The 26,569-nt window shown below is 64.3% G+C and carries 21 protein-coding genes and 2 pseudogenes; 16 read left to right on the top strand and 7 right to left on the bottom strand.

Annotated features, from left to right (window positions below):
* Positions 1-90: 90 nt before the first annotated feature.
* From AB7531_RS22470 to AB7531_RS22455, 4 genes are all read left to right on the top strand, one after another.
* A complete protein-coding gene (locus AB7531_RS22470) occupies positions 91-1,563 on the top strand; it encodes a DASS family sodium-coupled anion symporter (RefSeq protein ID WP_063983311.1) in 1,473 nt (490 codons plus the stop codon).
* A gap of 233 nt (positions 1,564-1,796) precedes the next feature.
* A complete protein-coding gene (locus AB7531_RS22465; protein WP_187387699.1) occupies positions 1,797-2,936 on the top strand; it encodes a methionine ABC transporter ATP-binding protein in 1,140 nt (379 codons plus the stop codon).
* Positions 2,926-3,591 (top strand): methionine ABC transporter permease, encoded by a 666-nt coding sequence (locus AB7531_RS22460; protein ID WP_063983310.1) that lies wholly within the window; start codon positions 2,926-2,928, stop codon positions 3,589-3,591. Before AB7531_RS22465 ends, AB7531_RS22460 begins: the two co-directional genes overlap by 11 nt.
* A 28-nt stretch (positions 3,592-3,619) precedes the next feature.
* On the top strand, positions 3,620-4,393 hold the full coding sequence (locus AB7531_RS22455; RefSeq protein ID WP_063983309.1) for a MetQ/NlpA family ABC transporter substrate-binding protein: 774 nt from the start codon (positions 3,620-3,622) through the stop codon (positions 4,391-4,393).
* Between the two features lie 177 nt (positions 4,394-4,570).
* Here AB7531_RS22455 and AB7531_RS22450 read toward each other — a convergent pair whose 3' ends face one another.
* Positions 4,571-5,560: a helix-turn-helix domain-containing protein gene (locus AB7531_RS22450; RefSeq protein ID WP_063983308.1), complete on the bottom strand. Its 990-nt coding sequence runs from the start codon at positions 5,558-5,560 to the stop codon at positions 4,571-4,573.
* Between the two features lie 179 nt (positions 5,561-5,739).
* Between AB7531_RS22450 and AB7531_RS22445 the strand changes: the two genes are divergently transcribed.
* From AB7531_RS22445 to fsrB, 5 genes are all read left to right on the top strand, one after another.
* Positions 5,740-6,936, top strand: a complete 1,197-nt coding sequence (locus AB7531_RS22445; RefSeq protein ID WP_231141973.1) for a serine hydrolase domain-containing protein — start codon at positions 5,740-5,742, stop codon at positions 6,934-6,936.
* Positions 6,937-6,951: 15 nt separating this feature from the next.
* Positions 6,952-8,952: a primary-amine oxidase gene (locus AB7531_RS22440; RefSeq protein WP_063983307.1), complete on the top strand. Its 2,001-nt coding sequence runs from the start codon at positions 6,952-6,954 to the stop codon at positions 8,950-8,952.
* 207 nt (positions 8,953-9,159) lie between these two features.
* A complete protein-coding gene (locus AB7531_RS22435) occupies positions 9,160-9,618 on the top strand; it encodes a hypothetical protein (RefSeq protein ID WP_028147544.1) in 459 nt (152 codons plus the stop codon).
* An 81-nt stretch (positions 9,619-9,699) separates the two neighbouring features.
* Positions 9,700-11,106, top strand: a complete 1,407-nt coding sequence (locus tag AB7531_RS22430; RefSeq protein WP_063983306.1) for a Dyp-type peroxidase — start codon at positions 9,700-9,702, stop codon at positions 11,104-11,106.
* Between the two features lie 495 nt (positions 11,107-11,601).
* Complete coding sequence (gene fsrB, locus AB7531_RS22425; RefSeq protein WP_063983305.1) at positions 11,602-12,894, top strand: siderophore utilization protein FsrB; 1,293 nt, start codon at positions 11,602-11,604, stop codon at positions 12,892-12,894.
* Between the two features lie 350 nt (positions 12,895-13,244).
* Here fsrB and AB7531_RS22420 read toward each other — a convergent pair.
* Both AB7531_RS22420 and AB7531_RS22415 read right to left on the bottom strand, forming a co-directional pair.
* Positions 13,245-13,338, bottom strand: a pseudogene (locus AB7531_RS22420) (ClpX C4-type zinc finger protein); the annotation flags it as partial.
* Between the two features lie 72 nt (positions 13,339-13,410).
* Positions 13,411-13,563: pseudogene (locus AB7531_RS22415) on the bottom strand (glyoxalase superfamily protein); the annotation flags it as partial.
* Between the two features lie 289 nt (positions 13,564-13,852).
* Here AB7531_RS22415 and AB7531_RS22410 point away from each other — a divergent pair.
* Complete coding sequence (locus AB7531_RS22410; RefSeq protein WP_441280058.1) at positions 13,853-14,668, top strand: hypothetical protein; 816 nt, start codon at positions 13,853-13,855, stop codon at positions 14,666-14,668.
* A gap of 149 nt (positions 14,669-14,817) precedes the next feature.
* On the opposite strand, the gene AB7531_RS22405 is transcribed toward AB7531_RS22410, so the two are convergent.
* Entirely contained in the window at positions 14,818-16,014 is a 1,197-nt protein-coding gene (locus tag AB7531_RS22405) for a M24 family metallopeptidase (RefSeq protein WP_063983302.1), read from the bottom strand.
* Between the two features lie 149 nt (positions 16,015-16,163).
* Complete coding sequence (locus AB7531_RS22400; RefSeq protein WP_063983301.1) at positions 16,164-17,141, bottom strand: LysR family transcriptional regulator; 978 nt, start codon at positions 17,139-17,141, stop codon at positions 16,164-16,166.
* Positions 17,142-17,369: 228 nt separating this feature from the next.
* On the opposite strand from AB7531_RS22400, the gene AB7531_RS22395 reads away from it, so the two are divergent.
* The 6 genes from AB7531_RS22395 to AB7531_RS22370 all read left to right on the top strand — a co-directional run bounded on the left by AB7531_RS22395 (position 17,370) and on the right by AB7531_RS22370 (position 24,960).
* Positions 17,370-18,578 carry an ABC transporter substrate-binding protein gene (locus tag AB7531_RS22395; RefSeq protein ID WP_063983300.1) on the top strand — a complete coding sequence of 403 codons (1,209 nt, stop codon included), beginning with the start codon at positions 17,370-17,372 and terminating at the stop codon, positions 18,576-18,578.
* A complete protein-coding gene (locus tag AB7531_RS22390; RefSeq protein ID WP_063983299.1) occupies positions 18,575-19,324 on the top strand; it encodes a nitroreductase in 750 nt (249 codons plus the stop codon). Before AB7531_RS22395 ends, AB7531_RS22390 begins: the two co-directional genes overlap by 4 nt.
* Positions 19,303-19,842, top strand: coding sequence for a 4-hydroxylaminobenzoate lyase (locus AB7531_RS22385; RefSeq protein WP_063983298.1), 540 nt, complete (start codon positions 19,303-19,305; stop codon positions 19,840-19,842). Before AB7531_RS22390 ends, AB7531_RS22385 begins: the two co-directional genes overlap by 22 nt.
* A gap of 504 nt (positions 19,843-20,346) precedes the next feature.
* Complete coding sequence (locus AB7531_RS22380) at positions 20,347-21,366, top strand: TRAP transporter substrate-binding protein (protein ID WP_063983297.1); 1,020 nt, start codon at positions 20,347-20,349, stop codon at positions 21,364-21,366.
* A gap of 32 nt (positions 21,367-21,398) precedes the next feature.
* Positions 21,399-23,288, top strand: coding sequence for a TRAP transporter large permease (locus AB7531_RS22375; protein ID WP_063983296.1), 1,890 nt, complete (start codon positions 21,399-21,401; stop codon positions 23,286-23,288).
* A 22-nt stretch (positions 23,289-23,310) separates the two neighbouring features.
* The gene (locus tag AB7531_RS22370) at positions 23,311-24,960 is read left to right on the top strand and encodes an acyl-CoA synthetase (protein WP_063983295.1); all 1,650 of its coding nucleotides are present in this window, start codon (positions 23,311-23,313) and stop codon (positions 24,958-24,960) included.
* 15 nt (positions 24,961-24,975) lie between these two features.
* On the opposite strand, the gene AB7531_RS22365 is transcribed toward AB7531_RS22370, so the two are convergent.
* Together AB7531_RS22365 and AB7531_RS22360 are read right to left on the bottom strand one after the other, a co-directional pair.
* Entirely contained in the window at positions 24,976-25,773 is a 798-nt protein-coding gene (locus AB7531_RS22365) for an MBL fold metallo-hydrolase (RefSeq protein ID WP_063983294.1), read from the bottom strand.
* 13 nt (positions 25,774-25,786) lie between these two features.
* A complete protein-coding gene (locus AB7531_RS22360) occupies positions 25,787-26,563 on the bottom strand; it encodes a TatD family hydrolase (RefSeq protein WP_063983293.1) in 777 nt (258 codons plus the stop codon).
* Positions 26,564-26,569 lie beyond the last annotated feature (6 nt).

The raw sequence follows: 26,569 nt of genomic DNA, 5'->3' as shown, positions 1-26,569 counted from the left end.
GCCGCGGACAGTCCGTATACGCCGCGCTAGGACAAAAACGGCTCGGCCAACGGGCGGTACAATGCGACGACAATCGAGGGGGGAGGGCCCATGGCCGCTAGCTCGCAGACGCCTCAGGCAAAAGGGTTTAGCTGGAAGCTGATCGCGCCGCTCGTGGTGTGGCTGGCCATCTATCTGTGGCCGGTGCCGACGGGTCTCAACGCCAATCAATGGCACTATTTTGCCGTGTTCGCGGCCGTCATCACCGGACTCATCCTGGAATCGATGCCGGTCGGCGCGGTCGGGTTCATCGGGCTGACGGTCGCTGGCGTCGCCGGCTATATCGATCCCGATCCCGGCAAGTCGCTGCGCTGGATGCTCGCGGGCTTTGCCGAGAGCACGGTGTGGCTGATCGTCGGCGCCTTCGTATTCTCGATCGGTTATCGCAAGAGCCAGCTCGGCCGCCGCATCGCGCTGGTGCTGGTGCAGAAGCTCGGCCGCAACACGCTCGGTCTCGGCTATGCGGTGGCGATGTCGGACTTCCTGCTGGCACCAGCGACGCCATCCAACACCGCGCGCAGCGGCGGCATCGTCTATCCCATCATCAGCAACATCCCGCGCATCTACGGCTCCGAGCCGGGACCGACCGCCGGCAAGATCGGCACCTATGTGATGTGGACGGCGTTTGCGGCAACCGCGATTACCAGCTCGCTGTTCTTCACCGCGCTCGCGCCCAATGCGGCCGCGCTTGCGATCGCCAAGAGGACCGCCGGCGTCGAGGTGAGCTGGGCGCAGTGGTTCGTCGGCTTTGCGCCGCTCGGCATCCTCCTGATGATCCTCGTTCCGCTGCTCAGCTATGTGGTCTGCCGTCCCGAGGTGAAGCACAGCCCGGAGATCTCCGAATGGGCGGCCAGGGAGGTCAGCGAGATGGGCCCGATGTCGCGCAACGAGTGGATCATGCTGGCTCTGATCATCCTCGCGATGTTCCTGTGGATCGCGGGCTCGAGCCCGGACATCCACGTGCCGCTGCTCGGCTCGAACTTCGTCAACGCCACCACCGTCGTGTTCATCGTGATCTCGCTGATGCTGGTGACGGGCGTGATCGAGTTCGCCGACATCGTCAGCGAGAAGAGCGCCTGGGAGGTGTTCTTCTATTTCACCTCGCTGCTGACGCTGGCCTCGGGCCTCAACGAGATCGGCTTCATCAAATGGTTCGCGACCGAATACGCCAAACCGCTCGCGGGGCTGTCGCCGTCGACCGCGATGATCCTGCTGGTCGCGCTGTTCTTCTGGATCCACTACTTCTTCTCGAGCATCACCTCGCATGCGGCGGCCGTGCTGCCGGTGGTGCTCGCGGTCGGATCGGGCATCCCCGGCCTGCCGGTCACGACGCTCGCCATGCTCTGCATGTATTCGCTCGGCCTGATGGGCGTGATCTCGCCTTACGCGACGGGACCCGCGCCGATGTATTTCGGCAGCGGCTACATCGGGAAGGGCCAGTTCTGGGGCTTTGGGCTGCTGTTCGGGCTGCTCTATTTTGCGGGACTGCTGCTGATCGTGCTGCCCTGGTTGCAGATCAGTTGAGCGGGGCCGGAAGCTCATACCCCCGGCAGACGAATTTTCTTCGCCGGGGTGGGATTAGGAAAACTTCGTCCAACTCCCCGCAAATATCTGACATTGCAAGGAAGACCTGAAAAGGCGATGGTGCGTGCTGCAGTGCAGCGCGTTCCACCGGAACCCTCGCCGCGATTTCACTCTCCGTCGCTTGACGCGACCGGTTCCCGCATGCCCCACGGGGGCAGCAGGAACTGTTGTGCATGAAGGCCGCCCCCATGAACGCCCACCAATCGCTCGCGATCGGACAGAAGATCGAAACGCTTGAAGCGATTTCACCTGCCGCCCGAAACGCTGACGCGATGGTCCGTTTCGAGGGCATCTCGAAGATCTATCCGGCCTATCGCGGCAAGCCCGGCGTCAACGCGCTGCAAGACATCGACTTCGCGATTGCGCGCAGCTCGATCACCGGCGTCATCGGCCGCTCCGGCGCCGGCAAGTCGAGCCTGGTCCGGCTGATCAACGGGCTGGAGAAGCCGACCACGGGCCGCGTGATCGTCGATAACAGCGATATCTCGGCGCTGGCCGGCCGCGAATTGCGGCTGGCGCAGCGCTCGATCGGGATGATCTTCCAGCATTTCAACCTGCTGTCGTCGCGTACGGCGGCCGACAACATCGCGCTGCCGCTGGAGATCGCCGGCTGGGCCAAGTCCGACATCAAGGCCCGCGTCGCCGAGCTGCTGGCGCTGGTCGGCATCGCCGACAAGCACGACCGCTATCCTTCCGAACTCTCGGGCGGCCAGAAGCAGCGCGTCGGCATTGCCCGTGCGCTGGCGACGCGGCCGAGCGTGCTGCTGTCGGACGAGGCGACCTCGGCGCTCGACCCGCAGACCACGCGCGCGATCCTCGATCTGCTTGCCAACATCAACCGCGAGCTTGGCGTGACCATCGTGCTGATCACCCACGAAATGTCCGTGGTGCGACAGCTCGCCAAGGAAGTCGTGGTACTCGATGCCGGCCACGTCGTCGAGAGCGGCCATGTCGCCGATATCTTCACCCATCCCAAACACCCGATCACACAGTCTTTCCTGGCCGAGGTCATCGGCGACAGCCTGCCGGTCTCGCTGGCGAGCCGGATCGTACCAGAGCCGTCTGCGGGCGGGCAGGCCGTGATCCGCGTCCAGGTGCGCGGGGCAGGGGCCGGCGACACGGTGGTGGCGCGGCTTGCCCGCGAGCTCGGTCTCGACGTGGCGCTGCTGTCGGCGCGCATCGACGAGATCGGCGGCCAGCATGTGGGCTCATTGACCCTCGGTATTCCCGGTGGCGAGGACGCGGTGACGCGCACGCTCGCCTGGCTCTCTCAATATCAACTCCCGGCGGAGCGTCTCGGCTATGTCGCCTGAACTCATCAACCTCATCGTCCAGGCAACAGGCGAAAGCCTGTACATGGTCGGCATCGCGGCACTGCTCGGCACCGCCTTCGGCCTGCCGCTCGGCGTGTTCCTCGCGACCAGCCGGAAAGGCGAGCTGTTCGCGGCGCCCACCATCAATCGCGTGCTCGGCATGGTCGTCAATGCGACGCGCTCCACGCCCTTCATCATCCTGGTCGTCGCCATCATCCCGTTCACGCGGCTCATTGCCGGCACCTCGATCGGATCGACCGCGGCGATCGTGCCGCTGGTCATCGCATCGACGCCGTTCATCGCGCGTCTGGTCGAGGCCGCGATCCGCGAGGTCGATGGCGGCCTGATCGAAACCGCGTCCTCGTTCGGGGCATCACCGATCCAGATCGTTCTCAAGGTACTGATCCCCGAAGCGTTGCCCGGCCTGCTGCTGGCGCTGACGCTCGCGGTGGTCAGCCTGCTCGGCTACTCCGCCATGGTCGGTGCCGTCGGCGGCGGCGGACTCGGCGATCTCGGCATCCGCTACGGCTATCAGCGCTTCATGCCGGAGATGATGCTGGCCGTCGTGGTCGTGCTGATCGCGCTGGTGCAGCTCGTGCAGAGCGCGGGCGATTATCTGGCACGCCGGGTCAACCGCCGGCTGCGGCAGCGCTGATACTCATTCCCTGAAACTGGAGACTACAATGCGCTTTCTCGCAACCCTTGCGGCTGCAGCCTTGCTTGCGACCACCGCTCAAGCTGAAACCATCCGCGTCGGCGTTACCGCCGGCCCCCATGCCGAGATCCTGGACGTGGTGAAGAAGGTCGGCGCCGAGCGCGGCCTCGACATCAAGGTGGTCGAGTTCACCGACTACGTCATTCCGAACCAGGCGCTGGCGCTGAAGGACCTCGAAGCCAACTCGTTCCAGCACGAGCCTTACCTGAAGAACCAGATCTCCAAGACCGGCTGGAAAATTGTCAAGGTAGCCAACACGATCGGCTCGCCGCAGGGCGTCTATTCGCAGAAATACAAGAAGCTCGCCGATTTGCCGGAAGGCGCTCGCGTTGCGATTGCCAGCGATCCCTCCAACGGCGCGCGCGGCCTGATGATTTTGGCGCTGCACGGCGTGATCAAGCTAAAGGATCCGAACAACGTCTCCTCGACCATTGCCGACATCACCGACAATCCGAAGAAGCTGCGCTTCGTCGAGCTCGATGCCGCCCAGCTGCCGCGCGCGCTGCAGGACGTCGACGTCGTCTCGATCAACAACAATTACGCCGTGCAGGCCGGCCTCAATCCGGCGACCGATGCGATCGCGCGCGAGAACCCCGATGGTCCCTGGGTCAACATCCTCGCCGTCCGCGAGGAGGACAAGGACAAGCCGTGGGTGAAGCAGTTGATCGCGGTCTATCACTCCGATCCCGTGAAGGCGTTTCTTGAGACGCGCTTCAAGGGTACGTATTTGCCGACCTGGTGACGTGCCCGGCCTGCATGGCTCGAGACGCCCGCTTGCGCGGGCTCCTCACCACGAGGGTCCAATATCTCGCCGCAAAACACGACCTCATCCTGAGGGCCCGCCAGAGGCGGGCGTCTCGAAGGATGGCCGCAAGCGAGCTGCTAGCCACGACTAGTCGTAGAGTAGAAGACGCGCGCGTCAGGCGATAAGCCTCGCGCGCCGCAGTGTCTCCGAGGGCAGCTCGGAGAAGTGGCGCTTGTAGTCGAGCGAGAACTGGCTGAAGTGCCAGAAGCCGTGTTGCACGGCGACGTCGTAGATCGACGTCTCGGCGCCGCCGGCGCGCTTCAGGTCCCGCCGCACCCGATTCAGCCGCATCGCGCGCCAGTAATGCATCGGGCTCGTGCCCACGACTTCCTGAAAGCAATAGCCGAGCTTGCGCGGGCTCGCGCCGACCGCCTTGCAGACCTCCAGCAGCGACAGCGAGCGATCGCCGCTGCCATGCATCAGCTCGCGGGCGCGATCCACGGTGCGCTTGCGCGCCGTGGCGCTGCGGCCGGGATCGCTGGGCTGGGCCGTCGGCAGCATGTCCATGATCTCGACGAGGAGGGCGTCCTCCAGCGCCTGTCGCGCGGCCGGATCGTCGAACCGTTCGGATGCGGCCGTGATGGTCTCGTGAATGGCGGCGAGGTGGGCGCGCAGCCGCGCGACCGGCGCCGCCGCCATCTCGATCACCAGCAACTGGTGCCAGACGGCGCGCGGCAATTCGATGTCGAGCCGTGCCGCAAGCTCCGCGATCAGCGCCGCGCTGGCGACGACACCGCGGAGCTCGAACGCCTTCGGCGTACACATGTCGATCTCGGCGTCGATGCTGGCGATGACCTGGGAGCCCGCAACATTGGCGCCGTTGCAATTGACCTCGCTGCCGCCGTGCCAGGGCAGGCCGATGCCAAAGCTGTCGGCACCTAGCTGGCCGTATTGGCGCACCTGCTGGCTGGTGATCTCGCGGAAGACTTCGAGCCGGGGCAGGGAGAGTTGCGTGAAGCTGCCCCGGAACGCCCCGGCGCTGATCTGGTCGTAGCTCAGCCGCCAGCGGCCGAGCGTGGCGCAATGCTCGTCGACATCCGTGCTGCTCGCTTGAAGTAGATTGGCAGCCGAGTCTTGAATCGGAAGAGTTGCGCTTAAGGCCATGACAGCACGTCAGTATTTGCAAGCCGAATAGCCAGCAAGAACTACGCCAGACTGGCACGGCCATGGCCGCTGTCCAGCAAAATATTGCCGGATCTCGATAACGCCCGATGCGGCCTGTGTGCAGTCTTCTCCCTTGCCGTTCCGACATCGCAGTCGGGATGGCCTTGCGGAGGATCGAGATGCGACCGACGGACATCATGCGCGGCAGCCCGCCCACGCCCGAGGCCCAGGTGACCCGCGCCAACTGGCGCAGCTTTCCCGCCATCCGCTGGGGCTTCACCCACACCCGCGAAGTGCTGCCGACCGCGGAGGTTCGCCGCTCCGCGCATCCCACACCGATGGCAAGCGCGCCGCGCGAGCTGCAAAAGCTCAGCTTCACCGCGCCGGACGGCAAGCCGACCACGGTCGAGGCCACGTTGCGCGAAACCTTCGGCGATGCGCTGCTGGTCATGCACCGGGGCACACTGATCCACGAATGGTACGGCGACGGCATGAGCGTCACCACGCCGCATCTGATCTGCTCCATCAGCAAGTCGATCGCCGGCACGCTCGGCGGCGTGCTGGCTGCGCGCGGCCTGCTCGATCCGGAGGCGAGGGTGGTGCGCTACGTGCCGGAGCTGGAGAGCTCGGTCTATGGCAGCTGCACCGTCCGCAACGTCCTCGACATGGCGGTCGCGATCAAGTTCGAGGAGGACTACGAGGATCCGGCCGGCGACGTCGCGCGCTATCGCTTCTCCTCGGGCTGGGACGTGCCGCCGCCAGGCGTCGAGGCCGGCCATCAGCGCGCCTATCTCACCACGCTGCGCGGGACAGGAAAGCCGCACGGCAAGGTGTTCCACTACGTCTCGACCAATACGGAAGTGCTCGGCTGGGTCTACGAGCGCGCCTGCGGCATGCCTTACCATCGCATCCTCTCCGACTATCTCTGGCAGCCGATGGGCGCCGAGGAGGATGGCTCCCTCACGCTCGACAGCCACGGCATGGGCCGCATCGCCGGCGGGCTTTCCGTCACCGCACGCGATCTGCTGCGCTTCGGCGAAATGATCCGCTGCCGCGGCGTGGTCGAGGGACGGCAGGTGGTGCCGGGCTGGTGGATCGACGACATCCACGAGAACGGCGATCCCCAGGCGTGGAAAGACGGCGACCTCGCCGACATCTTCCCGGGCGCCCGCTACCGCAGCAAATGGTACACGATCGATCCGTCGCGGAACGATCTCGCGGGGATCGGCATTCACGGCCAGTGGCTCTACATCGACGCGGCCACCGACACCGTCATCGTCAAGCTCGCGACGCAGCCGAAGGCGATGGACGTTCCGCTCGACCACCGCTGGCTCGCCGCCTTCCGCGCCATCACCGCGCATCTCGCCCCGCGCTGATTTCTGGTCATCATCATGCTCGATACCGTCAAAGCCAAATCACCGATTCAAGCGGCCGCACCGCATCCGCTCGATCCTCTGACAGCCGAAGAGATCACGGCCGCCTGCACGCTGGTTCGTGCCGCCGCGACCTCGCCGGAGAACTGCCGCTTCCCGACCGTCCGGCTGGAGGAGCCGACCAAACAGGAATTGGCTACGGGCGGACCAGGGCGCCGCGCCTTCGCGCTGACGCTCGACGTCACCACGGGCGAGGCGATCGAGCACATCGTCGATCTCGGCCGCAACGAGATCGTCGGCCGCAAGGTCATTCCGAACCGCGAGGCGCCCTATGGGCAGCCGCCGGTGATGCTGGAAGAATTTTTCAAGTGCGAGGCCGTGGTGAAGGCCGATCCAGGCTGGCGCGCGGCGATGGTCCGCCGCGGGTTGACCGACAAGGATATCGAGCTGGTCCAGGTCGATCCGTTCTCCTCGGGCTTCTTCGATTTTGAGTACGAGCGCGGCGCCCGTATCGTGCGCGCCGTCAGCTTTTTCCGCGAACATCTGCAGGACAACGGCTACGCCCATCCGATCGAGGGCGTAGTCGCTGTGGTCGACCTGATCGGCGGCAAGGTCATCGACCTCACGGACGCAGACCCGATCGTGCCGATCCCGCGCAAGAAGCGGAATTACGGCGCGCATGAAGTCAAAAACCCGCGCACCGACATCAAGCCGCTGCATATCGAACAGCCGGAGGGCGCGAGCTTCAAGGTCGATGGCTGGAAGGTCGACTGGCAGAAATGGAGTTTTCGCGCCGGCTTCACGCCGCGCGAAGGGCTGGTGCTGCATCAGCTCGCCTACCAGGACGGTGATCGCAAGCGCTCGCTGATCCATCGCGCCAGCGTCACCGAGATGGTGGTGCCCTATGCCGATCCGACCGAGAACCATTTCTGGAAGTCGGCGTTCGATGCCGGTGAATACGGGCTCGGCATGCTCGCCAATGCGCTCGAGCTCGGCTGCGACTGTCTCGGCAACATCCATTATTTCGACGTGCCGGCCGCCGACAACAAGGGCGCGCCCTTCGTCATGCAGAATGCCATCTGCATGCATGAGGAAGATTACGGAATTGCCTGGAAACACTACGAATTCCGCAACGGCCTGTTCGAGGTGCGCCGCTCGCGGCGCCTCGTCATCTCGTTCTTCGCCACCGTCGGCAATTACGACTACGGCTTCTACTGGTACCTGTACCAGGACGGCACGATCCAGCTCGAGACAAAACTCACCGGCATCATCCAGACCGCCGCCGTGCCATCCGGCGAAAAGTACAAATGGGGCGGCATGGTCGACGACAATCTGGGCGGCCCAACGCACCAGCATTTCTTCAACGTGCGCCTGCACATGGACCTCGACGGCGGCGGCAATACCGTCACCGAGCACGAGTTCCTGCCGCGGCCCTGGGGCGCGGACAATCCGCACGGCAACGCGTTCGATACCACGACCCGCATCCTGTCGCGCGAGCGTGATGCGGCTGCCATTGCGAACGGCGAGACCGGCCGGTTCTGGAAGATCAGCAATCCCAACGAGACCAATTCGGTCGGCAACGCGCCGGCCTACAAGCTCGTGGTCAATCCGAGCCCGCTGATGCTGGCGCAGGAGGGCAGCTATGTGCGCAAGCGCGGCGGCTTTGCCACAAAGCATGTCTGGGTCACGGCCTTCGACAAGGACGAGAAATACGCCAGCGGCGATTATCCCAATGTCCACGCCGGCGGCGACGGCCTGCCGCGCTACGCCGCGCAGAACCGCAACATCGAGAATACAGATCTCGTGGTGTGGCACTCCTTCGGCCACACCCATGTCTGCAAGCCCGAGGATTTTCCGATCATGCCGGTCGAATATGCCGGCTTCATGCTGAAGCCGACCGGATTCTTTTCGGCCAATGCCGCCGGCGACATTCCGCCGGAGCGCAACAGCCGCAGCGTGCTGGCGGGCGACCCGAAGGATGCCGCCGGCGGCGCGTGCTGCCACGCCGGCAAAGCGTAGGCTCGTCGCGCGACAACAACGTTCGCAGCAGGCCAACCAGCGCTGGTTCGCTGGTCGCATGCGCTCGCGGTCGAATTGTCAGGGGAGTATTGCTGCCCCTTTCGAAGGGCCCGCGACGCGACGGCCGGCCGCACGTCGAAAAGATCGCTTCCAATTCCTTTCGAGAGTGATACCATCTTAAGGTTGTATTCTTTAAGGAGATTTCCCATGACCCATGCACTCAATCTCACGCTGCCGATCAAGCAGGATGCCGAGACCCTGGCAAAGCTGCGGAATCTCGAGGCGAGCTTCACTGAGAAGGTTCAGCCCGCCATCGCGGCGGCGCTGAAGCAGTCCAGGATTGTTCATTTCGCCCGGGTCGTCGTCATCGAGGACAAGTACATCCAGGTCATCACCGAATATGAGGGAACGCACCAGGAATACACGGAGTTTTTCCGGCGAGCGCTCACGCCGATATTTGCCGCGATATTTTCCCTGGCAGATACGACTGGCCTGGACATCAACGATCCCAATGCGTTCTTCGAATTCTCGAAGAACCACAACGCGCGCTCGCTGGGCACTGCGACCGACGGCTCAACCGACATCAGCGGCAACCCGTCCGGCTGGCTGTTCTCGGCTTACGACGGCATGACTGTCGCAGACATTCTGGCAAAGCTCGGGAAATAGCTTTCAGAGCGTATTTGCGCTTTCGGGATAGGCCGGCTTTGAGGCTGCCTATCGACTGACCGTTCTTGCAGGGCAGGCGCCATGGTGGATCTCGGCAATTTGCAGGCGATCGTCGCTCGAAGCTCGGCCAAGCCGCTACTTGCGGCTCTGTTGTTTAGGTTTGGCGACGCCGGCGGCGCCAGGTCCTTCCTGCGGCAATGGATACCGCGGGTCGCGGTGGGGGCGGGCCCGGACGCCGAGGGTCCCGCGTTCCACTTCATGTTCAGTTGGAACGGCATCGCGACGATGATGTCGGGTCGCGCCGACCTTGACGTCGCGCAGGGGCGGCAGCAATTCGAGGTATCGTTCGTGGACCCGGCGCAGGCGCCGGATGGCGGCATTGCGACACAGCTTGGTTTCTTCGACGCCAGCGCTCCGGCGGGATGGTGGGACGGCAAGTTCAAGTCGAGCGATATCGATCTCGCCATCCACATCGGGTTCGACACGCCCGAGCAGAAAGCCGATTGCCTCGCGCAGGTGCGGCAGTCCGCGACAGGCCTCGGTGTCCGGGAATTGTCGCTCGACAGTTGGGACGACGGCGCGCTGTCCGGCTGTCGGCCAGCCGACGGCCGCCTGCATTTTGGCTATCGTGATGGAATCACCGCGCCCAATATTGACTGGCAGGATGCGCCGGCTGCCAGGGCTTCCGACGCCGTCGATTGTCGCGAGATCGTCGTCGGCTATCCGAACAGCGATTTTCCCACTGCACCGTTCAAGCCCGGTCCATGGCAGGACTTCGCGCGCGATGGATCATTCGTCGGCCTGTCGTGGCTTTATCAGGACGTCGCGGCCTTCAACAGATTCCTGAAGGCGAATGCACCGCAGGCGGCGCCGCATGTCGGCCCGGAACTGGCCGAAGAATGGATCGCGGCCAAGATGATGGGGCGCTGGCGACACGGGTCGCCGCTGTCACGTTTTCCGGATGCACCACCGTCGACCCCGCAATTGAACGATGCTTTCGGCTATGGCGACGATCCAAACGGCGTCAAATGCCCGCTCGGGGCTCACATTCGCATTGTCAATTGCCGCGATCATCCGCTGAAATTTGCCAATCAGATTCGTTTCCCCAAGGGGCCGCCACGCGTCATACGCCGCGGATTTTCCTACGGTCCTCATCTGGAGGGCACGGAGGACGACGGCAAGGACCGCGGCATCGTAGGGCTTTTCTACTTCGCCAGGATCAACGAGCAATTCTATACCATCTTGCGGTGGATGCATCAGACCGACTTTGCCGACGCCTACATGCGCCTTCCGAACGGAGCCAACGCGCAGGATGCCTTGACTGGAAACCGGGCAGATCCAAAGGCCGAGACCCGGTTCCAGGTTCCGCTCGCGGGGGACGCCTCCGTGACGTTCCAGATGAAGCAATTTATCCGCTACAAGGGCGTCGCAGTGCTGTTTGCGCCGAGCGTTAAAGCGCTCAACACGATGATTGCCGTGCAACGTTGAATTGCCGGCTCCCGTCAGCCTTCGCATCGTCGTCGCAGCCATTCGCTCGCGGCAGCGAGTCCGCCGTTGTCACGCGTTTGCGGACAAGCGGCGAATGTTCTCACTCTAGAAGCATTCCATATCGAAGCGCTCATAGAAGCCGGCGATGCGCCTCGACGCGCAGATGGGCGCATTGGTCGCACGATTTATTCCCCGGTCTCGATAGATTCTAACTCTGCGTCTCTCGCACTGAGAATGCCCCCGCGTTAGGGCGAGAGTCCAAAAATCATTCCGGCAAAGCCGGCAGCGCGGGACCTCGCTAGACGTGTCAGACTTCCAACTTCGTTCGTGCTCCAATGCGCGTGTTCGACAGCTTCAGGTGCTTTTCTTCGGCGCTGTCAGCACATTCGCTCTCTGCGTTCCCTTCGCGCCCGTACAGGCGCAGACTCAAATTCCCACGGTCTCGGTGGAAGCGCCGGCGCAGCGCGCCCGACCCGCTTAATGAGAGTCGAGACGATGAGAGCGATATTTGGCAGGCTGCATCGCTGGGCGGGACTGCTCACGGCCGGATTCCTGTTCTTCTCCGGCATCACCGGGGCGATCATCTCCTGGGACCACGAGATCGACGAGGTGCTGAATCACCACCTGTTCGATGTCACCAGCAAAGGCCCGGCCATTCCCTCGATCGAGCTCGCGAAGATGATCGAGCAGCGCGATCCCCGCGCGCGCGTCGTCTACCTCTTCATGACGCCGGAGGAGGGGCACTCGCTGTGGTTCTTCGTGATGCCGCGGATCGATCCGGCGACGGGAAAACGCTTCGCGATCGACTACAACCAGATTTTCCTCGATCCCAACACCGGCGCGGAGCTCGGCCGGCGCTATTGGGGCGCGGTGTGGCCGGTGACGCGCGAAAACTTCGTCTCGTTCCTCTACAAGCTCCACTATACCATGCACATCCCGGAATTCTGGGGCAGCGATCGCTGGGGCATGCGCGTGCTCGGCGTGATCGCCATCATCTGGACCATCGATTGCTTCGTCGGCTTCTATCTGACGCTGCCCTCGCGACGGCGCGCCAAGACCGCGCGGGCGCCCCAGGTCACGCGCCAGCTCGAACGCGGCTTCTGGGCGCGCTGGGCGCCGGCCTGGACCATCAAGGCATCGGGCAGCGCCTACCGGATCAATTTCGACATCCATCGCGCCTTCAGCCTGTGGACCTGGGGCGTGCTGTTCGTCATCGCCTTCACGGCGTTCTCGCTGAACCTCTATTTCGAGGTGTTCTCGCCGATGATGAAGATGGTGTCGAACTACACGCCGACGCCCTATGAGCAGCGGCCCTACCGCAATCCCGACGATCCCATCGAGCCCAAGGTGACGTTCGCCGACATTGCTGCGCGCGCGGCGGCTGAGGGCAAGGGGCGAGGGTGGACCGTCCCGGTCGGCGCGCTCAGCTACGGCCCGGCCCATGGCGTCTATGCCGCGGCGTTCTTTCATCCCGGCGACGATCACGGCGCCGGCGGCGTCGGGCCGGCGCAGCTCTATTACGACAGCGAGGACGGCCGCCCGATCGGCGAACGGCTGCCCTGGGTCGGCACGGCCGCCGACATCTTCGTGCAGGCGCAATTCCCGCTACATTCGGGCCGCATCGTCGGGCTGTTCGGCCGCATCTTGATCTCGATCATGGGCCTCGTGGTGGCGGCACTGTCGGTCACCGGCGTCGTGATCTGGTGGCGCAAGCGCCGCGCCCGCGTCCGGGCGCGCGAGACGGCGGCGATGCGCCTGAGCCGGCAGCAACTCACGCCGGCGGAGTAGGGCCGGCGTGCCGCTCGATCGTCTGCGCGTTTACCGAGTCCGCTCGTTGACGATGGGCATCGCTGTCTGCAGCGCCTGCTCGTAACGCTTCGACTGACTGAGCGAAAACTTCTTCATCGCCAGCAGTTCGTCGGACGTCTTGCCTCTCAATCGGGCGACGTTGGATGTCTTGAACACGTCATCATTTGCCGCCGAAGCGTTCTGTCGAAGCGCAAAAACCCTTTCGATGTTCTGCGACAACAGCCGATTGCGCTCCACCCCTTTGTTCGCGTGCTCCACATAGTGAAGCAGTCTATCGGTGGGCATGGCGCGAGCACTGTCTGCATCGCCTTCGATGAGGCGAAGCAGCTGCTCATCAACGATATCGGTGCATAGGTCGATACATTCGTCGCATATAAAGACAGCTGGCCCAGCCACCAGCTTGCTCACTTCATGCTGGTTCATGCCGCAGAACGAACAGTAGATGGGACGATCCTGCTGGGCAGGATTCTGCACGCCAGCACTCGGCTGCGCCGCATCAATCTTGGCCGACAGAATATTCCAGTTCTCGTACCCGAACGCTTTCGCGATCAGTTCCAAAGCTTCGCTGTGAGTGGTTTGCACGGCTTTGGCATTCAAGGCATCGCGCAAGGAACGAGCCATAGCCTTCGCATCGCGGAAATCGCGCATGAGAGCACCCGTATCGGCGAACGGAGAAGATCGGTGCCTGCCTTGCCGACCCGCTCGCCAATAGCGAGGGTGAGGGCGACTTTGATACGTTCACCATCCCCAAAGGGCGCAGGCAGCGGGTGTATCGACCCAACCGAATTTTGGCGCTGGACGGCCGCTCTTGTCAACCTGAAACGGGTACATCGACACCTCCGGCCGCCGCGCAGTTTGCAGTTCAGGAGCCGATGAACCTTCCAGTCCGGCACCGGCACAAAGACTGGAGATCGCTCCCAGTCTTCCGGAAATTGCAATGAGATCGCTCGCCTTGCTCTGCCTGCTCGTTTTCGCGACGCCAACCGACGCCGCCACGCCCGAGCAGCACTATCTCGATTTACGCGATCGCTACATCGCAAAATTCTCCAAAGCCAAGGAGAACGACGAGACTTTCAAGCAGCACGATGCAGCGCTCAACGAGCTGACCGGTGTGCTGCGCGGCCTGGTCGGACCGGTCACGATCAAGGGGCTGCCGGCCGAGGGCAAGTCGAACGCCGACACGCTGTTCAAGGGCGACTCGGGCTTCGGCCATCTCGACGGTCTGGGCTTTGCCTCCGAAGGCGACAAGATGCAGGCCGTGGTGACCACCACAGGTCTGCTCAAGCACTGGCTGCGCGAGCACCGCGAAGACGGCATGCCGCAGGAGATCGCCGCAGCCTTCAAGCCGGATCGCTTCTACTATCAAGCCATCCAGGACTCGGCCTTCGCCAAATATGCCGAGCTGCCGATCACGAAGCCCGCATCCACGAGTACCGCGGTCGCCGTGCTCGGCGTGCGCGGCAACGGCGACCTGAAGGGCGCGCCGCACGAAATCGATGTCGTCGCGATCCAGGGCGAGAAGGTCTTCTTCCTCGCCGTCACCGACGCCGTGAAGACGGCCGAGATCCCGGCCTGCGAAAAAGTCTGGAAGCAGATGATGGCCAGGAAGACTCCAGAGGACGCCATGGCCAAGGAAGACCAGGCGATGGAGGCCTACACCAAATGTTTCGCCAAGGAAGCGCCAAGCCAGAGCTGGTTCGCGGGCGCGGTGAAGAAGGCGCAGAGCCAGCTGGAGATGCTGCTGGCGCGGTAATTGCGCAGCTTCACCACACTCCGCACCTCATCCTGAGGAGCCCGCAAAGCGGGCGTCTCGAAGGATGGCCACACGCGAGAGGCGGGCCTTCATGGTTCGAGACGCGCGTGCCGCGCTCCTCACCATGAGGGTATTGCAACGCCATCAGGCTAGAGCGCGCTGCCACCCAAATTCCACCCCCGTCCGCCCTCGCCAAAAATCTCATACCCGGTCGGCGTCACCACAACCGTGTCCTCGAGCTTGATGAAGCCGCGCTTCGGATGCTTCATGGTGGTCTCGATCGAGACCACCATGCCTGTTTCGAGCGGCAGGCGGGCGTCGGTGTCGTCGTAGGGGACCGGGCCCTTCGCGGTCAGGCGAGGGGCCTCGTGGCTGACGAGGCCCATGCCGTGGGCCAGGAAATCGGTGCAGTCGCGCTGGGTGATCTGGGCAAGCTGCCGTTCGGCCGCGACGTAGATGTCGCCGCCCAGAGCGCCCGGCCGGACCGTGGCGAACGCGGCGCGCTGCACGGCTTCGATCTCGGCCAGACAGTCTCTCAGTTCGGCATCGGGCTCGCCCAGCACGGCCATGCGGGCGAGGTCGCCGATATAGCCGTGATAATTGCCGCCGGAGTCGAGCGACAGCACGTCGCCTTGCTCCCAGCGCTGCGATGACGGCGCCCTGTTGTGGCTGCTGCCGCAGGCGAGCAGGCAGTATTCGAACGTCAGGCCGCGATTGGCCTCGGCGATGCGCAAGCCGTCCGACAATTGCTGCTTGGTCGTGCCGGGCCCGTGCCCGGCGATCACCTCCAGCATCGAGGCAATCACCAGTTCGGATGCGGTCTTGAGCTTGGCCAGCTCATCGGCCGACTTAACCGCCCGCAGCCGCTCCAGCACCAGCAGCGCGTCCTTGAGCTCGGCACCGGGCAGGGCGTCGGCGAGCGCCCTTCCTGCATCCATCGGCAGGAACGCCATCTCGACCCCGACCCGCTTCAAGGGCACGCCGGCATCCCGGATCAGGCCCACGGCCCGCGTCACGGCATCCACCGAGCCATTGGATTCGGTGCGGACCTGCGGCACCCATGGCGGCGCCACGGCACGCTGATGGGTTTCCAGACGGTGACCGATATAGACCGCCTTATCAGGCGCGCCCCTGGGATAGACCAGGACCGGCAGATAGCGGCTGACACCCATGGCGTCCATGTAGTCGAAGAAAATCGCGCGCTCGGCGCCCAGCAGGTACTGCACATTGTGCTTGGAGGTCGCGACCAGCACGTCGAGGCCGGCGGCGTCCATCAGCTTGTCGAGTTTGGCGGCATCGAACGGAATGGCGCGCGAGCTGTTCGCGCGGGCGGCGCTCTCTTGCATGACAGGGCTCCCTTGGGCGGGCGGTTGGGACCGCCTTGTATCGTTGACCTCTTCAGGACTGCGACGCCTAGTCTAGCACAACCTTCCACTCGCGCGCCCCAACCGAACGACCCGATGGAAAATGGAACCAGGACTGAGAGCGTCTCCAGCTAGCGTCCACGCCTGAGATCCGCTGTCGCGCGCCTGAGGATATCGTGAAGCCAGTCATGCGACGGCTCGCCCTCGATACGTTCGTGCCACAACAGCCGGACCTCGACCGGCGTTGTGGCGTAAGGCAGTTCGTACGTCGTGATGGCATGCTCACGTTCGAATGCCCGCGCCAATGGACGCGGAACGATGGCCGCGAGTTCAGAGTCCGCGAGCAGGGCGGGCAGCGCCAGGAAATGCGGCAGCGAAACAGCTATGCGCGGCGGCCGGTCGCTTTCGGACAATGCCCGTTCGAGTGCCGCGCGGTCATACATCTCCGATCGCCTTGCGAGGCCACGCTCGGAGATGAAGCCTCCGATCGCTCCCTCCTGCTCGCCGCCGAAGGAGACAACGACCAGCGGCATGCGCGCCAGGGCCGCGTTGTCGATCCGACCGAGCTTGCGCTTTCCGCCCACGATCAGCACGTCGTCATATTCGAACAACAGTGAGGTCCGAAAGCGGTTCGGCGGATCCGAGAAGACGCCGATCGCAACGTCGATGCGACCGAGGTCGATCTGCTCGGCGAGGTCGATCCGCGTCACCGGCTTGATAATCAGGTCGATCGCCGGCGCCTCAAGCCCAAGTATCTTCAGGAGCGGTGACGCCAGCACCATCGTGGTGAAGTCGTTGGCGGCCAGGGTGAACTGTCGGGTCGAGGCCGCCGGAACGAAGCGCGGCTGCTCGACCGCCGCCTCGAGAGATCGCAGCGCTTCGCGAACCTGTGGAGCCATCGTCAATGCACGCGCGGTTGGCTGCATGCCGGTCGCCGTGCGCACGAACAGATCGTCTTCCAGCATCTCGCGGAGCCGGGCGAGCGAATGGCTCACGGCGGATTGACTGAGCGCAACCCGCTGGCTCGCCCGCAGCACGCTGCGCTCCTCCATGACGGCGTCGAAGACCTTGAGCAGGTTCAGGTCCAGGGTCTTGAAGGAAACAGCCACGTGCAGGACACCGTCGCAGGCGGATCGCGCGCCCGTTGCATAACTGCGATCTATTCCAGTTAAGGCCATGCGCGCAGCCGACGCAACCGAGCAGGGCGCCCGGACCGCGACGCCTGGCCGTTCGCGCCACCAATCTGAAGGCGGTTCAGGATCACTCTGCAAGAGTTTCACTTCCGCATTCGCGCGATCCCGTCATGATCCCGACGCCGGATTTGGAGGAGATGGGCAATGAAATCCTGCGGGATGTCGATCGGAGCTTTCGGACTGGCACTGGCGCTGTTCACGGCGCCGGCTATTGCGCAGGACGGTCCGGTGAAGCTCGGCGTTCTCACCGACATGTCCTCGCTCTACGCCGACAATGGCGGCCAGGGCTCGGTGGTTGCGGCGCAAATGGCGGTCGACGATTTCGGTGGTCAGGTGCTGGGGCGCGGTATCCAGATCGTCGCGGGAGACCACCAGAACAAGGCCGATGTGGGAGCGACCATCGCGCGGCGCTGGATTGAAAACGAAAACGTCGAGGTCGTCCTCGACGTGCCGAATTCTGCGGTCGCGCTGGCGGTGCAGGGCATCACACGGGACAAGAAGAAACTGTTCCTCGCCACCGGCGCCGCCACGTCGCGCCTGACTGGCGACGAATGCTCGCCGACCGGAATTCACTGGACCTACGACACGTATGCGCTGTCGCAGGGAACGACACGGGCGATGTCGCGTCTCGGCGCAAAGTCCTGGTATTTCATTTCGGTCGACTATTCTCTCGGCGCCCAGCTCGAGGCCGACAGCCGCAAGGTCATCGATGCCATGGGCGGCAAGGTGATCGGCGCCGTGAAACATCCGCTCAATACGCCGGATTTTTCGTCCTTCCTGCTCCAGGCACAGTCCTCGAAGGCGGACGTGATCGCGCTCGCCGACACCGGCGGCGACTTCATCAACGTCGTCAAGCAGGCCGGCGAATTCGGCATCACGCAGCGGCAGAAGCTGGTCGGCCTGCTCGTCTTCATTGCTGACATTCACAGTCTCGGGCTCCAGAGCGCCCAGGGCCTGATGCTGAGCTCGGCGTTCTATTGGGACCTGAACGAGGATACACGGGCGTGGTCGAAGCGCTTCATCGCCAAGACCCAGAAGGTCCCGACCATGATCCACGCCGGCACCTATGGCGCGGTGATGCACTACCTTAGGGCGGTCCAGGCGGCCGGCACGCTGGATGGGCCGATCATAGCCGCCAGGATGCGCGCCATGCCCGTGAACGATCTCATGACCAGAAATGGCCGGATCCGCGAGGACGGCCGGCTGGTCCGCGACATGTATCTGTTTCGCGTCAAGTCGCCCGAGCAGTCCAAATACAAGTTCGACTATTACGAGCTGCTGGCGACGATTCCGGGCGAGGAAGCCTTCCGGCCGATGGAGCAAGGCGGATGTCCGCTCCTGAAGCAGCCATGATCGGCGAGGGCGCAGCCGTGCAGAGCGGCATAGACGAGATCATCGCAGGCCGTTTTGCATGCCGCGACTTCTCGGGCGCGCCGGTCGGGCGAGGGACCATCGAGCAGATTCTGCGCGTGGCACGGTTTGCGCCAAGCGGCGCCAATATCCAGCCCTGGCACGTCTACGTGCTGGCCGGCGATGCCAAAGACAGGGTCTCGGTGGCGCTGCGCGAGGCGCACGAAACCGCCCGCGACGCGCATATGTCGGAATACAGATACTACGCCAGTGATCTGCCCGAACCCTACCTGCAACGACGACAGGAGTTCGGCCGGTTGTTCTACGGTTCGCTCGGCATCGCCCAGACCGATATCAAAGCCAGGAGCGGCCAGACCGCCAAGAACTATGCGTTCTTCGGCGCGCCCGTCGCGCTGATCGTCACGATCGACCGGCGCCTGGAGGTCGGCAGCTGGCTCGACCTCGGCATGTTCATCCAGAACGTGCTGCTGGCTGCGGCAGGCCATGGGCTCCAGTCATGTCCGCAGGAGACGTTCTCGAAATACCACCGGATCCTGCGTCCGCTGCTGTCGATCCCGGCGGAGCAAATGGTCGTGTGCGGCATTTCGATCGGCCGTGCCAGGCACCAAATCGCGGGCAGGCTGATGCCGCGCGCGGACATCGCGGACTTCGCCTCGTTCGCGGGCTTTGAAGAACAAAGTGCAACCCAAATGGAAAGGACAACGCCATGGGAAGCCGAGACGAACTGATTCAGTGCAGCATTCCGTTTCTCCGCGAGGTCAAGGACATGACGCCCGGCGCGGAGATGGAGCGGTGGCTCAACCAAACCTACGGCGAGGGCAGCCAGCTCTACCAGGACCTGGCGCGGCTGATTAAGCGCGGCGTCGAGGAAGGCTGGGCGGCGAACCAGGAGGTCGACGGTCCGAACTACCGGCGCAGCCGCATCATGGATCCGACGCCTGAAACGTTCCAGTTCAGCATCACGGCCGTCTACATGAACAGCACCGATCCGCGCCGCTTCAAGGACGAGGACGACCACGACGTGCTCCGCGGGCAATATCACGGTCACCCATACGGGGAACTGAACCTGGTCGTGCCGCTGGACAAGGGCGCCGAGCTCAAGGGGCTGCAGGGCTGGCAAGGGCCTGGCTGGACCGCGCCCGACCCCGGCAGCCGGCACTATCCTGAGGTGCGCGGCGGCGCCGTCATCGCGCTGTTCTATCTGCCCGCCGGACGCATCTCCTACGACTTCGCGGCGCCGTCCTGACTGCCGGCCGGACCATCTCGGGTGACGCCGTGCGCGAGCGTCACCCGCTCAGAAGAATGCACAGCTGAGCCCGCGCGCGGCGATGCGCCGCGACGCCACGGCCAGCAACGCGGCTCACCATGAACGGTGGGGAGGGATTTCGGCGACCATGCGCCAGGCGGGCCCCAGCCCGGACCGCCACATCCGTAATTCGCATAAGGTATATTATGGAATATTTATATATACAATTAGATCAGATATTTAGATCGAATTCCTGACACCGCGCCTTCGCTTGCCGTCCGTTTCCGCGATGCGCGGCGACTGGCCTCCCGGCTCTTGACGGCTACTGTGCATGGGGTTGTTTTTCAGATTTTGAATCCGGCCCATCTGCCGAAAGCCGATATTGCCGCGACGGTGCCCGGCTGCAATAAGCGAGACCTCGCGAGATCGCAGATGACCTTCAGGCCTTCCGTCCGTATAGGTTTGCATCTCAGAACAACAACAAACTTCCGAGGAAGCAGACCCATGAGCTTTTCCCGACGCACGCTTCTCAAGGCCTCCGCCGCGACCGCGGTCCTGGGCGGCCTCGGTGCGCCCCATGTGGCCCGCGCCCAGAGCGCCGAGTTCACCTACAAATACGCCAACAACCTGCCTGACACCCATCCGCTGAACGTGCGCGCCAGGGAGATGGCGGCGGCGATCAAGGCCGAGACCAACGGCAAGTTCGACCTCCAGATCTTCCCGAACAACCAGCTCGGCTCCGACACCGACATGCTGAGCCAGATCCGGTCCGGCGGCGTCGAGTTCTTCACGCTGTCAGGCCTGATCCTGTCGACCCTGGTGCCGGCCGCGTCCATCAACGGCATCGGCTTCGCGTTCCCGGACTACGGCACGGTCTGGAAGGCCATGGACGGCGACCTCGGCGTCCATGTCCGCGGCGAGATCAAGAAGGCCGGCCTCGAGGTCATGGACAAGATCTGGGACAACGGCTTCCGCCAGACCACGTCGTCGAGCAAGCCGATCAACGGTCCCGACGACCTCAAGGGCTTCAAGATCCGCGTGCCGGTGTCGCCGCTGTGGACCTCGATGTTCAAGGCGTTCGATGCGGCGCCCGCCTCGATCAATTTCGCCGAGGTCTATTCCGCGCTCCAGACCAAGATCGTCGAGGGCCAGGAGAACCCGCTGGCGATCATCTCGACCGCCAAGCTGTACGAGGTGCAGAAGTACTGCTCACTGACCAACCACATGTGGGACGGCTTCTGGTTCCTGGCCAACCGCCGCGCCTGGAGCGCGCTGCCGGAGGATGTGCGCACCATCGTCGCCAAGAACATCAACGCCGCCGCCATTAAGGAGCGTGAGGATACCGCGAAGCTCAATGCGAACCTCCAGCAGGAGCTCGCGGGCAAGGGCCTGACCTTCAACCAGCCTGCGGTGGCGCCGTTCCGTGACAAGCTGCGCTCCGCCGGCTTCTATGCCGAGTGGAAGGGCAAGTATGGCGACCAGGCCTGGGATCTCCTGGAAAAGGCCGTCGGCAAGCTGTCGTAACGCGCGTTGGGGCCGCCGAGGTTCTTATCGAGATGGCTCATGTCGAGGTTGAGGCGACCGGAGTGGTGGGCGAGGTGGCTGTTCAGCCCCCTCGCCGATCCCCTGTGCTGGCCTCGCTGGAGCGCATCCTTGGCCTCGCCGTCGAGATCCCCGCGGCCATTCTGGTGGTCGCGGAGATCGTGATCCTGTTTGCGGGTGTGGTCGCGCGCTACGGCGTGCACCGGCCGCTGATCTGGTCGGATGAGCTCGCCTCGATCCTGTTCCTGTGGCTGGCAATGCTCGGCGCCGCGGTCGCGTTCCGCCGCTCCGAGCACATGCGCATGACGGCGCTCGTCGCGAGCGCGCGGCCGGCCTTGCGCGCCTATCTGGACGTGGTCGCGACCTGCGCGGCGCTGGCGTTCCTGGCGCTGATCGTCTGGCCATCCGCCGAATACGCCTACGAGGAAAGCTTCATCACCACGCCGGCGCTCCAGATCTCGAACATGTGGCGCGCCGCGGCGCTGCCGGCCGGCATCTGCCTGATGGCGGTGTTCGCGCTGCTGCGGTTGCTGCGCGCCGCCGATTACCGCATGGTCCTGACGGCGGTGATATCGGTTGCCGTCATCGTCGGTCTGTTCTGGCTGGCGCAGCCTTATCTGCGGCCGCTCGGCAATCTCAACCTCGTCATCTTCTTCGTCGGCGTCGCAGGCTTCTGCGTCTTTGCCGGCGTTCCCATTGCGTTCGGGTTTGGCCTCGCGATCTACGGCTATCTGGCGCTGACCACGCGGACGCCGGTCATGGTGCTGGTCGGGCGGATGGACGAGGGCATGAGCCACCTCATCCTGCTCTCGGTGCCGCTGTTCGTGTTCCTGGGGCTCCTGATCGAGATGACCGGCATGGCGCGGGCCATGGTCGCGTTCCTGGCGAGCCTGCTCGGCCATGTCCGCGGCGGCCTGCATTACGTGCTCGTCGGCGCGATGTACCTCGTCTCCGGCATCTCCGGCGCCAAGGCTGCCGACATGGCGGCGGTGGCGCCCGTGCTGTTCCCGGAAATGAAGCAGCGCGGCGCCAAGCCCGGCGACCTCGTGGCGCTTCTTGCGGCTACGGGTGCCCAAACCGAGACCATTCCGCCGAGCCTCGTGCTGATCACGATCGGCTCGGTCACGGGCGTCTCGATCGCCGCCCTCTTCACCGGCGGCCTGCTGCCCGGCGTCGTGCTCGCCATCACGCTCTGCATGCTGGTGTGGTGGCGCTACCGCCACGAGGACATGAGCCATGTCCGCCGCGCCACGGGTGGCGAGATCGGCAAGACCTTCATCATCGCCCTGCCCGCGCTCGCGCTGCCCTTCGTGATCCGCTACGCCGTGGTCGAGGGCATTGCGACCGCGACCGAAGTCTCCACCATCGGCATCGTCTACGGCGCCCTGGTCGGCCTCCTCGTCTACCGCCGCTTCGACTGGCGGCGGCTGTTTCCCATGCTGGTCGAGACCGCGGCGCTGTCGGGCGCGATCCTCCTGATCATCGGCACGGCGACCGGCATGGCCTGGGGGCTCACCCAATCCGGCTTCTCGCGCTCGCTGGCTTCAGCCATGACCGGATTGCCCGGGGGGCCTGCGACCTTCATCGCCGTGTCGATCCTGGCCTTCACCATCCTCGGCAGCGTGCTCGAGGGCATTCCGGCAATCGTGCTGTTCGGGCCGCTGCTGTTTCCGATCGCCCGTGCCGTCGGCGTGCACGAGGTGCACTACGCCATGGTGATCATTCTGGCGATGGGTATCGGGCTATTCGCCCCGCCCTTCGGCGTCGGCTATTATGCCGCCTGCGCCATCGGACGCGTCGATCCGGCCGAAGGCATCAGGCCGATCTGGGGCTATCTGCTGGCGCTGCTGGTGGGATTGATCATCGTCGCGATCTTCCCCTGGATCTCGATCGGATTCCTGTAAGGCGGCGTCAAGGAGGGTGTCGATGAGCGAGCGGCAGAACCAGTACAACATGGGCCTCGACAAAACCCCCGCCAACTACGTCCCCCTGAGCCCGCTGAGCTTCCTCGCGCGCAGCGCTGCCGTCTATCCCAACCACGTCAGCACGGTCTATGAGGGCCGCAGCTTCACGTGGCGCGAGACGCATGAGCGCTGCAAGCGCTTTGCGTCCTGGCTTGGCGGCAAGGGCATCGGCGTCGGCGATACCGTCGCGGCGATGCTGCCGAACATTCCGGCGATGAACGAGGCGCACTTCGCCGTCCCCATGACCGGCGCCGTCCTCAATGCGCTCAACATCCGTCTCGATGCGCCTTCGATCGCGTTTCAGCTCGATCATGGCGGCGCCAAGATCATCCTGGTCGATCCGGAGTTTTCGACTGTCATCACCGACGCGCTGGCGCAGATGAAGGGGCCGAAGCCGCTCGTCGTCGACGTCGACGACGCCGCTTTCAAGGGCGGCAAGCGTATCGGCGAGATCGAGTATGAGGCGGCGGTTGCGCAAGGCGACCCGGACTTCGCGGCGATCCCGCCAGGCGACGAATGGGACGCCATCGCGCTGAGCTATACCTCGGGTACCACGGGCAATCCCAAGGGCGTCGTCACCCATCATCGCGGCGCCTATCTGAACGCCGTCAGCAACATCCTCGCCGGCCAACTCGGCCAGCATCCGGTCTATCTCTGGACGCTGCCGATGTTCCACTGCAACGGCTGGTGCTTCCCATGGACCATCGCGGCGGCCGCCGGCATCAACGTCTGCCTGCGCAAGGTCGAGCCGACAAAAATCTTCGAGCTGATCAAGCAGCACGGCGTCACCCACATGTGCGGCGCGCCGATCGTCTACAACACGCTGATCAACGCACCCGACGCGCCGAAGGGCAGTGCCGCGCGCCGCGTCGTGGGCCTGATCGCCGGCGCCGCACCGCCGGTTGCCGTGCTGGAAGGCGCGGAGAGCATCGGCATCAGGCTCACGCACGTCTACGGCCTGACCGAGGTCTACGGCCCCGCCTCCGTCTGCGCCGAGCAACCCGGCTGGGACGATCTGCCCGCCGCCGAGCGCGCCAGCATGAAGCGGCGGCAGGGCGTGCCCTACCCGCTCGAGGAAGGCGTCACCGTCATCAATCCGCAGACGATGCAGGAGGTGCCCCGGGACGGCGAGACCATCGGCGAGGTCATGTTCCGCGGCAACATCGTGATGAAGGGCTACCTCAAGAACGAGAAGGCGACGAAGGAAGCCTTCGAGGGCGGCTGGTTTCACACCGGCGACCTCGGCGTGCTCGACGAGCACGGTTACGTCATCATCAAGGATCGCTCCAAGGACATCATCATTTCCGGTGGCGAGAACATTTCCTCCGTCGAGGTCGAGGACATCCTCTACAAGCATCCGGCCGTGCTGTTCGCAGCCGTCGTCGCAAAGCCCGATCCGAAATGGGGCGAGGTGCCCTGTGCCTTCGTCGAACTGAAGGACGGCGCCAGCGCGACCGAAGCCGAGATCATCGCCTTCTGCCGCACGCATATGAGCGGCTTCAAGACGCCGAAGGCCGTCGTGTTCGGACCGATCCCGAAGACGTCCACGGGCAAGATCCAGAAATTCTTGCTGCGTAACGAGGTCGGCTCGTCGAAGGCGATCTCGGCCTGAACCGAGCCGGCGCGATCAGTGCGTCTCGAGCCGCATGCCGTCGTAGGCCGGCACCACGTCCGCGGGCAGCGATTGCCGGATCACCTCGTAATCGACGTCGGCCGTCATGTTGGTGATGACGGCCCGCTTCGGCTTGAAGCGCTCGATCCAGGACAGCGCATCGTTGATGCTGAAATGGCTGGAATGCTGGGTGTAGCGCAAGCCGTCGACGATCCAGAGATCGAGATTCTCCAGCGCGCCCCAGCTCTCGCGCGGGATGTCGTTGAGGTCGGGCGTGTAGGCGGCATTGCCGATGCGATAGCCGAGCGCGGGAATCTGGCCGTGTTGGACCAGGAAGGCGGTCATGGTCACGTCGCCGCCCTTGCCGCTGATGGTCCGGCTTTCGCCGGCCTCGATCGAATGCCGGTGCAGGATCGGCGGATAGTCGCTGCCCTCGGGCGAGATGAAGCAGTAGGAGAACCGCGCCATGATGTCTTTCGCGGTCGACTGGTTGAAATAAACCGGAATGCGCTTGCGCATGTGGAGCACGACGGAGCGCAGATCGTCCATGCCGTGGGTCTGGTCGGCATGCTCATGGGTCAGGAACACCGCGTCGATGTGGTCGACATTGGTATCGATGAGCTGCTCGCGCAGGTCGGGCGAGGTGTCGATCACGATGCGCGTGGTGCCGTGGTGTGATGTCTGCTCAACCAGCAGCGAGCAGCGGCGGCGGCGGTTCTTTGGATTGTTGGGATCGCAGGCGCCCCAGCCGAGTGCCGGGCGCGGCACGCCGGCGGAGGAGCCGCAGCCCAGGATCGTCAGCGTCAGCGTCATGCGGCTCCCAGTCCTAAGATTTCACCTTGGAGAACAGGCGGAAGAAGTTTTCGGTGGTCTGGCGTGAGATCTCATCGAGCGACACGCCGCGCATTTCGGCGAGCACCTTGGCGACCTCGACCACATAGGCCGGCTCGTTGCGTTTGCCCCGGAACTTGCCGGGCGCAAGATAGGGCGAGTCTGTTTCAACCAGAATACGGTCCGACGGCAGTTCAGCCGCAAGCGCGCGCAGGGTCTCCGATTTCTTGAAGGTCAGGATGCCCGTGAAGCCGATATAGAGCCCGAGCGACACCGCCTTCAGCGCCAGCTCGCGCCCGCCCGTGTAGCAATGCAGCACGGCGCGAAACGATCCCTTGGCGGCCTCCTCCTCCAGGATGCGGCCGCAATCCTCGTCCGCCTCGCGGGTATGGATCACCAGCGGCAGGCCGGTCGCACGGGCCGCGGCGATGTGCGCGCGAAAGCCCCTCGCCTGCGCCTCCGGCGCGCCGTTGTCGTAGAAATAGTCGAGCCCGGCCTCGCCGAGCGCGACGACCTTGGGATGCCCGGTCAACCCGATCAGCTCGTCCGGCGAGATGCCGTCTTCCTCGTCCGCGTTGTGCGGATGGGTACCGACCGAGCAGTAGACGTCATCGTAGCGCTCAGTGATGGCCAGAAGCTGATTGAGCTTTCGCACCCGCGTGGAGATCGTGACCATACGGCCGATGCCGGCCGCACGTGCACGCGAGACGATCCCGTCGAGGTCTTCCGCAAAGTCCGGAAAATCCAGATGGCAGTGGCTGTCGACCAGCATCGCCCG

Origin of the sequence: Bradyrhizobium sp. 63_E2_N1_3 (genome assembly GCF_052076005.1) — a bacterium.
Classification (GTDB): domain Bacteria; phylum Pseudomonadota; class Alphaproteobacteria; order Rhizobiales; family Xanthobacteraceae; genus Bradyrhizobium; species Bradyrhizobium barranii.
Note: the sequence above shows the minus strand (reverse complement) of the source record. Positions and strands in the feature narration are given on the sequence as shown.